The 8,527-nt window shown below is 53.3% G+C and carries 11 protein-coding genes; 7 read left to right on the top strand and 4 right to left on the bottom strand.

What is annotated here, in order from left to right; genetic code table 11:
- From KQJ18_RS19060 to panD, 6 genes are all read left to right on the top strand, one after another.
- Window positions 1–322, top strand: a 322-nt coding sequence (locus KQJ18_RS19060; RefSeq protein WP_253297529.1) for a glutamate--tRNA ligase family protein, incomplete at its 5' end; no start/stop codon positions are given.
- 71 nt (window positions 323–393) lie between these two features.
- Window positions 394–1,788, top strand: coding sequence for a polynucleotide adenylyltransferase PcnB (pcnB, locus tag KQJ18_RS19055; RefSeq protein WP_204525718.1), 1,395 nt, complete (start codon window positions 394–396; stop codon window positions 1,786–1,788).
- 110 nt (window positions 1,789–1,898) lie between these two features.
- Entirely contained in the window at window positions 1,899–2,390 is a 492-nt protein-coding gene (gene folK, locus KQJ18_RS19050; protein WP_199979810.1) for a 2-amino-4-hydroxy-6-hydroxymethyldihydropteridine diphosphokinase, read from the top strand.
- A gap of 120 nt (window positions 2,391–2,510) precedes the next feature.
- Complete coding sequence (gene panB / locus KQJ18_RS19045) at window positions 2,511–3,302, top strand: 3-methyl-2-oxobutanoate hydroxymethyltransferase (RefSeq protein ID WP_150344664.1); 792 nt, start codon at window positions 2,511–2,513, stop codon at window positions 3,300–3,302.
- Between the two features lie 11 nt (window positions 3,303–3,313).
- Window positions 3,314–4,168, top strand: a complete 855-nt coding sequence (gene panC / locus KQJ18_RS19040; protein ID WP_038637327.1) for a pantoate--beta-alanine ligase — start codon at window positions 3,314–3,316, stop codon at window positions 4,166–4,168.
- Between the two features lie 94 nt (window positions 4,169–4,262).
- Window positions 4,263–4,643 (top strand): aspartate 1-decarboxylase, encoded by a 381-nt coding sequence (panD, locus tag KQJ18_RS19035; protein ID WP_023178331.1) that lies wholly within the window; start codon window positions 4,263–4,265, stop codon window positions 4,641–4,643.
- Window positions 4,644–4,649: 6 nt separating this feature from the next.
- Here the strand turns inward: panD and KQJ18_RS19030 are convergent, their stop codons facing one another.
- The 4 genes from KQJ18_RS19030 to KQJ18_RS19015 all read right to left on the bottom strand — a co-directional run bounded on the left by KQJ18_RS19030 (window position 4,650) and on the right by KQJ18_RS19015 (window position 8,183).
- Window positions 4,650–5,879: a polysaccharide deacetylase family protein gene (locus KQJ18_RS19030; RefSeq protein WP_085048293.1), complete on the bottom strand. Its 1,230-nt coding sequence runs from the start codon at window positions 5,877–5,879 to the stop codon at window positions 4,650–4,652.
- A gap of 66 nt (window positions 5,880–5,945) precedes the next feature.
- Window positions 5,946–6,386 (bottom strand): PTS sugar transporter subunit IIA, encoded by a 441-nt coding sequence (locus KQJ18_RS19025; RefSeq protein WP_038637318.1) that lies wholly within the window; start codon window positions 6,384–6,386, stop codon window positions 5,946–5,948.
- Window positions 6,387–6,489: 103 nt separating this feature from the next.
- Window positions 6,490–7,260: an ABC transporter permease gene (locus tag KQJ18_RS19020; RefSeq protein ID WP_038637314.1), complete on the bottom strand. Its 771-nt coding sequence runs from the start codon at window positions 7,258–7,260 to the stop codon at window positions 6,490–6,492.
- Window positions 7,257–8,183, bottom strand: a complete 927-nt coding sequence (locus KQJ18_RS19015; protein WP_038637310.1) for an ABC transporter ATP-binding protein — start codon at window positions 8,181–8,183, stop codon at window positions 7,257–7,259. The genes KQJ18_RS19020 and KQJ18_RS19015 overlap by 4 nt, the downstream gene beginning before the upstream one ends.
- Window positions 8,184–8,291: 108 nt before the next feature.
- Between KQJ18_RS19015 and KQJ18_RS19010 the strand changes: the two genes are divergently transcribed.
- Window positions 8,292–8,527: carbonic anhydrase (locus KQJ18_RS19010; RefSeq protein ID WP_275945697.1), on the top strand; the 236-nt coding region annotated here is incomplete at its 3' end.

Raw genomic sequence — 8,527 nt, 5'->3', positions numbered from 1 at the left:
CGATCTCATAGAACCGACGGTGCGGCAAATTTCGTTGTATCAGCAGTTTGGCTGGCAGGCGCCAGACTATATTCATCTGCCGCTGGCGCTTAACGAACAAGGCGCTAAACTTTCCAAACAAAATCATGCACCTGCCCTGCCGCAAGGCGATCCACGTCCGGTGATTATTGCCGCGCTGCGCTTTCTCGGCCAGCGTGCGGATATCGCGTGGCAGGAAATGCAGGTCGATCAGATCCTTCAGTTTGCCGTCAAAAACTGGAGTCTGACAACGGTGCCAGAATCAGCGATCGTAAATACGCCATTCTCAAATGCGCCACGCTGAGCTATGATTAGCCGCTATTTTTACACAGCAACACTTGTTCTGATTGAAGTTTGACACTACCGAGGTGCACTATTTTTACCCGAGTCGCTAATTTTTGCCGCAAGGTGCTAAGCCGCGAGGAGCGCGAGGCCGAGCTTGCCGTCGCCCGTCCACATATGACGGTAATCCCGCGTGAGCAGCACTCAATCTCCCGCAAAGATATCAGTGAAAATGCCCTGAAGGTAATGTACAGGCTCAATAAGGCTGGATACGAGGCATGGCTGGTTGGTGGGGGCGTGCGCGATCTTTTGCTGGGCAAAAAGCCAAAAGATTTTGATGTCACCACTAACGCAACGCCGGATCAGGTGCGAAAACTGTTTCGCAACTGTCGTCTGGTCGGTCGCCGTTTCCGCCTTGCGCATGTGATGTTTGGCCCGGAAATTATCGAAGTGGCGACCTTTCGCGGCCATCATGAAGGCAGCGAAGCCGATCGCACCACGTCGCAACGCGGGCAAAACGGTATGCTGCTACGCGATAACATCTTTGGCTCCATTGAAGAAGATGCCCAGCGTCGCGATTTCACGATCAACAGCCTGTATTACAGCGTGGCCGATTTCACCGTGCGTGATTACGTCGGTGGCATGCAGGATCTCGAAGAAGGCATCATTCGCCTGATCGGTAATCCGGAAACGCGCTATCGCGAAGATCCCGTACGTATGCTGCGCGCCGTGCGCTTTGCCGCCAAGCTCGACATGCGTATCAGCCCGGAAACCGCAGAGCCGATCCCGCGTCTGGCAACGCTGTTGAACGACATTCCTCCCGCACGCCTGTTTGAAGAAGCGCTTAAGTTGTTACAGGCGGGCTATGGGTATGAAACCTATAAAAAACTGCGTGAGTACAGCCTATTCCAGCCGCTGTTCCCAACCATTACGCGCTACTTCACCGAAGACGGTGACAGCCCGATGGAACGCATTATCGCCCAGGTGCTGAAGAATACCGATAACCGCATTAACAATGATATGCGCGTTAACCCGGCGTTCTTGTTCGCCGCCATGTTCTGGTATCCGTTACTGGAAGCCGCGCAGAAAATCGCGCAAGAAAGCGGCCTGGCCTATTACGACGCTTTCGCACTGGCAATGAATGACGTACTCGACGAAGCCTGTCGCTCGCTGGCAATCCCGAAACGATTAACCTCGCTGACCCGCGATATCTGGCAGTTGCAGTTACGCATGTCCCGTCGTCAGGGCAAACGCGCCTGGAAGCTGATGGAACATCCGAAGTTCCGCGCCGCCTACGACCTGCTGGCCCTGCGTGCAGAAGTGGAAAACAACGCCGAGCTGCAGCGTCTGGCTCAATGGTGGGGTGAATTCCAGGTTTCAGCGCCGCCGGAGCAAAAAGGCATGCTGAACGAGCTGGATGAAGAGCCTGAACGTCGTCGTCATCGTCGCCCACGTAAACGCGCGCCACGCCGCGAGGGCTCCGCGTGACCAATCGCGAATACCCAATGGATTTGGGGTTGCATCAATGCGGCGACACAGCGAACTCCCGGGAGCGTACATCAGTACGTGACTGGGATGAGCGAGGAAAGCCAACACAGATGCAGCTTGAAAGACGACGGGTATATATCGCTATTGGCAGCAACCTCGCCTCCCCGCTGGAACAGGTGAATGCTGCCGTACAGGCGATCGGTGAAATTCCCGACAGCCGCATTGTGGCCGTCTCTTCATTTTACCGCACACCGCCATTAGGCCCACAGGATCAGCCCGATTACCTGAACGCCGCCGTGGCGCTGGATACCGCTCTCGCCCCAGAAGAATTGCTTAACCATACCCAGCGCATTGAGCTGCAACAGGGGCGTGTGCGCAAGGCCGAACGCTGGGGTCCGCGTACGCTGGATCTCGACATTATGCTGTTTGGCGATGAAGTGATTAACACCGACCGTCTGACCGTGCCGCACTACGACATGAAAAAGCGGGGCTTTATGCTGTGGCCGCTGTTTGAGATCGCCCCTGATCTGATCTTTCCGGATGGTATCAGCCTGCATCAGCATCTCACCCATCTTGGTGCGGCAAAACCCGCCCACTGGTAAAACATAGCCTCCCCTTTAGCGTTTACTGCTTTAGCGCCAAACGATTGCTTAAATCAATTGCCCCCCTGAATGTGACTGTTAGAATGCCGGTAAATATGACTTTCATCATCAGGAAATGTTATGAAACCGACCACCATTTCGCTGTTACAGAAATGCAAACAGGAAAAGAAACGCTTCGCCACCATTACCGCGTACGATTACAGCTTCGCCAAATTATTCGCCGATGAAGGCATCAACGTGATGCTGGTGGGCGACTCACTGGGCATGACAATTCAGGGGCACGACTCCACCCTGCCGGTCACCGTGGAAGATATCGCCTACCACACCCGCGCCGTTCGCCGTGGCGCGCCGAACTGCCTGCTGCTCTCCGACCTGCCGTTTATGGCTTATGCCACGCCGGAACAGACGTTTGAAAACGCGGCCATCGTGATGCGTGCGGGGGCCAATATGGTCAAGATTGAAGGCGGCGCATGGTTGGTTGATACGGTGAAAATGCTCACCGAACGCGCCGTCCCGGTTTGTGGTCATCTGGGGCTGACGCCGCAATCGGTGAATATCTTCGGCGGCTATAAAATTCAGGGCCGCGGCGACGCCGGGCAGGTACTGCTGGATGACGCGCTGGCCTTAGAAGCGGCAGGCGCTCAACTGTTGGTGCTGGAATGCGTGCCGGTTGAACTGGCGAAGCGCGTTACTGAAGCGCTGTCGATTCCGGTGATCGGCATCGGCGCGGGCAACGTCACCGATGGTCAGATCCTGGTAATGCACGATGCGTTTGGCATCACCGGCGGTCATATTCCAAAATTCGCGAAAAATTTCCTTGCCGAAGCGGGCGACATACGCGCCGCCGTACGGCAGTATATGGCAGAAGTGGAGTCCGGCGTTTATCCGGGCGAAGAACACAGTTTCCATTAAGGAGTCCAGGTGTGTTAATTATCGAAACCCTGCCGCTGCTGCGTCAGCATGTCCGTCGTCTGCGCCAGGAAGGCAAACGCGTCGCATTGGTTCCCTCTATGGGCAATCTGCACGACGGCCATATGAAACTGGTCGATGAGGCAAAAGCCCGGGCTGATGTGGTCATCGTCAGCATTTTCGTCAATCCGATGCAATTCGACAGACCGGAAGATTTGGTGCGCTATCCGCGCACGCTGCAGGAAGACTGCGAAAAACTGAACAAGCGCAAAGTCGATTATGTCTTTGCTCCAGCCGTTGAGGAAATCTACCCGCAGGGGCTGGAAGGCCAGACGTACGTTGATGTTCCCGGCCTCTCTACCATGCTGGAAGGCGCCAGCCGTCCGGGCCACTTCCGCGGTGTCTCAACTATCGTCAGCAAGCTGTTCAACCTGATCCAGCCGGATATCGCCTGCTTTGGCGAGAAGGATTTCCAGCAACTGGCGCTGATTCGCAAAATGGTCGCCGATCTGGGCTACGACATTGAGATAGTCGGCGTGCCGATTATCCGCGCCAAAGATGGTCTGGCGCTCAGCTCGCGTAACGGGTATCTGACGGCAGAGCAGCGTAAAATCGCCCCAGGATTATACAAAGTGATGAGCGGCATCGGCGAAAAGTTACAGGCCGGTGAGCGTGACCTGGACGAGATGATTGCCATTGCAGCGCAAGAACTGAATGAAAAAGGCTTCCGCGCCGACGACATTCAGATCCGCGATGCCGACACGCTGCTTGAACTCACCGAAAACAGCAAACGTGCGGTCATTCTGGTCGCCGCATGGCTGGGACAGGCGCGTTTGATCGATAATCAAAGCGTTACATTAGCCCAGTAGACAGGGGTTAAAAATCGGGCAATACTGCCTGAGAATTTCCAAAGCAGGCTTCAAGCGCCTGCTTAGCCAAGATAAACGACAGGGTATAGAAGTTATGATTCGCACCATGCTGCAAGGCAAGCTCCACCGCGTAAAAGTCACGCAGGCGGACCTGCACTACGAAGGTTCCTGTGCCATTGACCAGGATTTCCTCGATGCCTCCGGTATTCTGGAAAACGAAGCGATTGATATCTGGAACGTGACCAATGGGAAACGTTTCTCAACCTATGCGATTGCGGCTGAACGCGGCTCCAAAATCATCTCGGTGAACGGTGCGGCGGCGCATTGCGCTGAGGTTGGCGACATTGTGATTATCGCCAGCTTCGTCACCATGTCTGATGAAGAAGCCCGGACATGGCGGCCGAAAGTGGCCTACTTTGAAGGCGACAACGAAATGAAGCGCACCGCGAAAGCTATTCCGGTCCAGGTTGCCTGATAGTCCTTACCCCTGCGGCTGATTGACGATCAGCCGCGACATCGTTTCCAGCGAATCCGTGCGTAAAATATACAGCCTTTTGAGCAGCATCGGATTATCGCCCGGCTTCACCTTCCCTCTCACCGTGGTTACCGCCATGTGAAATCCCGCATCGCCCGCCGCTTTTACCGCCGTGGCGTTATAACCGCCAAACGGATATGAAAGATACAGGACGTGAGGATTGAACTGGGACAGCGCCCGCCGCGAACGGGCAAAATCGAACAGAATGTTGTGATAGTTGCGGCTCAGCAGGATCGGCCGATGATAAGCGTCCACTCGATGTAAAAAATGGGTATGCGACTGGAAGTCAAACACATCCCTGATCCCATTCAGTTCAGAGACGCTCATAAACTGTAGCGATTTCGGATCCCACTTCTGCGGATGGCGCTTAATGCGTGACGAGATGATAAACGCCGTCGCCTTCATGCCGTTCTGTTTCAACACCGGATAAGCATAACGACTCACCGACTTCAGACCATCGTCGAAAGTCAGCACCACCGCCCGCGCCGGGAGGTTCATATTGTTGCGTACATAGCCTTCCAATTGATACATCGTCAGCGTCGTGTAGCCGCGATCGTGTAGCCAGGCCATCTGGTTGCTAAAAGCGCGTACGGAGGTTGTGGTGGAGGTGTGACGAAAGCGGGTATTCTCTTCATCACGCAGAATATGATGATAGGTTAACACCGGGATGCCGTTGTCTTCCTGCGCATCCAGAGCACTGATATAGGCCAGTCTGCCGCCAATGCGGATCTGGTACCACGTCTGGTTGAGTCGGTCTTTAAGCTTACTGATTATGGGATAGCGCAGATTATCCGCCAGCACGCCAAACGGGGCGCTACCGACATCCGGGGCATTATAAACCGGTGTATCTTTCCAGGTAATCAGGCTTTGATTGCTGAGGGGTTTATTGAGATCGCCCAAACCATCGTCAACTTTCTGCCGCCCCTGAACAGGCTCCAGATGCCCCTTATCAATAAATCCGGTACCAAAGCCAAAGGTGAATTCGTAATAGTCAGCCGCTATCGGCTCTACGGCAAGGATCTGCCCGGCGCGAACATTCCCCACCGTCACCATTTTGTCACCTATCTGCGCCCACACGGCAGCCGCTTCGGTAGTTTGCATGTAGCGAGCAGGCAAAGCCGCAGCTACGCTGCCAGAAGACAGGAGCAACAAAATAAGCACAACGCGCATAACCATATGAGATAACCGAACCGAGGCGAGAAACCTCGGCTATTGTAGCAAAAGCGCCATCAATACCAACGATTAATACTCGTACAAATCATGCTTCAACACGAAGGGGGGATTTTTTTGTTGTTGATGCCAGAGGCTTGAGACCTCCGGCCCGCCAAGCGTAACAATGCAATCGCGAAACGCAGAGCTGCTCATTGATTCCCGCGACGAAAGCATTCGCTCAAGCAATGAATAGCTGATACCTGAAATCACTTCACACTGGGGGTGTTTGTGGCTCATTAACGAGGCCACGCGGTACGGTGCGGCCCCCGCGGTATCCGTCAGGAAGATCACGCCCTCGCCTGAGTCAGTAGCATGCAGGGCGTGACACATCATGCGGCTCAGCATATTTGAGCTGAGCCCACGCCAAAAACTTACCGCCTGGCATTGGGCCAACGGGCCGTGCTTCTGCTCCAGACGATGCAGCATATCCTGTGCCTTATCGTCATGACAGGTAATTACCCAACCTAACATTGCCTTCCTCCTTAGCAGGCAAGTAGTTTATCAATGTGATAAATCCATAATGGTGATAAGCGTCAAAAGTCTTCCTCTCCCGAGCAGAGAGAGGAAGAAAGAACTAACTGCGCAAACCGCGTCCACGCTGGATCAGGTACCAGCACAGCAAATAAAACACCGCGATGAACACCACCAGCACGCCAAACGTGGTGACCAGCGGAACATCATGGATACCCAGGAAGCCGTAGCGGAATCCGCTGATCATGTAGACAATTGGGTTCAGGTGCGACAGCCCCTGCCAGAACGGCGGCAGCAGCGTTAACGAATAGAATACGCCCCCCAGGTAGGTCAGTGGTGTTAGTACGAAGGTTGGGATCAGGCTGATATCGTCAAAGGTTTTGGCGAAGACTGCATTCAGTAAGCCCGCCAGCGAGAACAGAATCGCGGTCAGCACCAATGTGAGCGCCACAAACACCCACGAATGTACCTGGAACGGCACAAAGAACAGCGACACCGCGGTAACCAGAATGCCCACGCACAGCCCGCGCGCCACGCCGCCGCCGACAAAACCAGCGATAATGACGTGCGTCGGTACCGGAGCGACCAGCAGTTCTTCAATATTACGTTGAAACTTGGCGCTAAAGAATGACGATGCCACGTTAGCGTACGAGTTGGTGATTACAGCCATCATAATCAGCCCCGGCACAATAAACTGCATGTAGCTAAAACCATGCATTTCGCCGATACGCGAGCCAATCAAATTACCAAAAATAATAAAATAGAGCGTCATGGTGATGACGGGAGGAACCAGAGTCTGGACCCAGATACGCATAAAGCGGTGGATCTCTTTCGCCCAGATGCTTTTCAGCGCAACCCAATACAGCTGCATCATGCGCGATCTCCTTGTTTTTCATGCACCAGAGAAACAAACAGTTCTTCCAGTCGGTTCGCTTTGTTACGCATACTTAATACCTGAATACCCTGGGCGCTCAGTTGTGAGAACACGCTGTTAACCCCTTGCTCACGCAGAACTTCCACTTCCAGCGTCGAGGTATCAACCAGACGATACTGATACCCTTCCAGTTTTGGCAGCGGGCTTTTCGGCGCCAGATCGAGAATAAAGGTTTCTGATTTCAGTTTAGAGAGCAGGCTCTTCATGGAGGTATTTTCCACCAGCTCGCCGTGCTGAATAATACCGATATTGCGACACAGCATTTCCGCTTCTTCGAGATAGTGGGTGGTCAGAATAATTGTGGTGCCTTTATCATTTAAATCTTTTAAAAAGCCCCACATTGAACGACGTAGCTCAATGTCGACGCCCGCCGTCGGTTCGTCGAGAATCAACAGCTTTGGCTCATGCATCAGCGCACGAGCGATCATCAGACGACGTTTCATCCCGCCGGAAAGCATACGCGCACGTTCGTTACGCTTTTCCCACAAGTCGAGCTGTTTTAGATATATTTCGCTACGCTTAACGGCTTCTTTATGCTCAACGCCGTAGTAACCTGCCTGGTTGACCACGATCTGCTGCACGGTTTCAAACGGGTTAAAGTTAAACTCCTGCGGCACCAGACCAAGCTGACGTTTAGCGTTAACCGTATCTTTATCGAGATCGTATCCGAAGACGCTTACCCGTCCGGAAGTTTTATTCACCAGCGAACTGATAATGCCGATGGTGGTGGATTTACCTGCGCCATTCGGTCCCAAAAGCGCATAAAAATCACCCGCTTCGACTTGCAAATCTATGCCGCGTAGCGCCTGCACGCCACCGGGATAGGTTTTCTTAAGTTCTTGAAGTTCCAGAGCAATGGTCATGGTTTTTTACTTACCTTACGTTCTGACATTTCATATATAGTTTAATTAATGCTGGAGTTACCCTATATTAGCCCATCGAATTTATCTGGTTTCGGGTCGTACAACTCCATGAAAGACATAGATACACTCATCAGCAACAATGCACTATGGTCAAAGATGCTGGTAGAAGAGGATCCCGGATTTTTTGAAACGCTGACACATGCGCAGAATCCACGTTTTCTATGGATTGGATGTTCCGATAGCCGCGTTCCCGCTGAACGATTGACCGGTCTGGAACCGGGCGAATTATTCGTCCACCGTAATGTTGCCAATCTGGTTATTCACACCGACCTGAACTGCCTCTC

Origin of the sequence: Citrobacter sp. S55_ASV_140 (genome assembly GCF_018919505.1) — a bacterium.
GTDB classification, from domain to species: Bacteria; Pseudomonadota; Gammaproteobacteria; order Enterobacterales; family Enterobacteriaceae; genus Citrobacter; species Citrobacter werkmanii.
The sequence above is the reverse complement of the archived record's forward strand: the minus strand, read 5'-3'. Positions and strand labels throughout refer to the sequence as shown.

What these genes read in the sequence shown, in the direction of transcription:
- folK (WP_199979810.1), top strand. Translation starts at nt 1,899, where the DNA reads ATGCAGCTTGAAAGACGACGGGTATATATCGCTATTGGCAGCAACCTC.
- panB (WP_150344664.1), top strand. Translation starts at nt 2,511, where the DNA reads ATGAAACCGACCACCATTTCGCTGTTACAGAAATGCAAACAGGAAAAG.
- panD (WP_023178331.1), top strand. Translation starts at nt 4,263, where the DNA reads ATGATTCGCACCATGCTGCAAGGCAAGCTCCACCGCGTAAAAGTCACG.
- KQJ18_RS19030 (WP_085048293.1), bottom strand. Translation starts at nt 5,879, where the DNA reads ATGGTTATGCGCGTTGTGCTTATTTTGTTGCTCCTGTCTTCTGGCAGC.
- KQJ18_RS19025 (WP_038637318.1), bottom strand. Translation starts at nt 6,386, where the DNA reads ATGTTAGGTTGGGTAATTACCTGTCATGACGATAAGGCACAGGATATG.
- KQJ18_RS19020 (WP_038637314.1), bottom strand. Translation starts at nt 7,260, where the DNA reads ATGATGCAGCTGTATTGGGTTGCGCTGAAAAGCATCTGGGCGAAAGAG.
- KQJ18_RS19015 (WP_038637310.1), bottom strand. Translation starts at nt 8,183, where the DNA reads ATGACCATTGCTCTGGAACTTCAAGAACTTAAGAAAACCTATCCCGGT.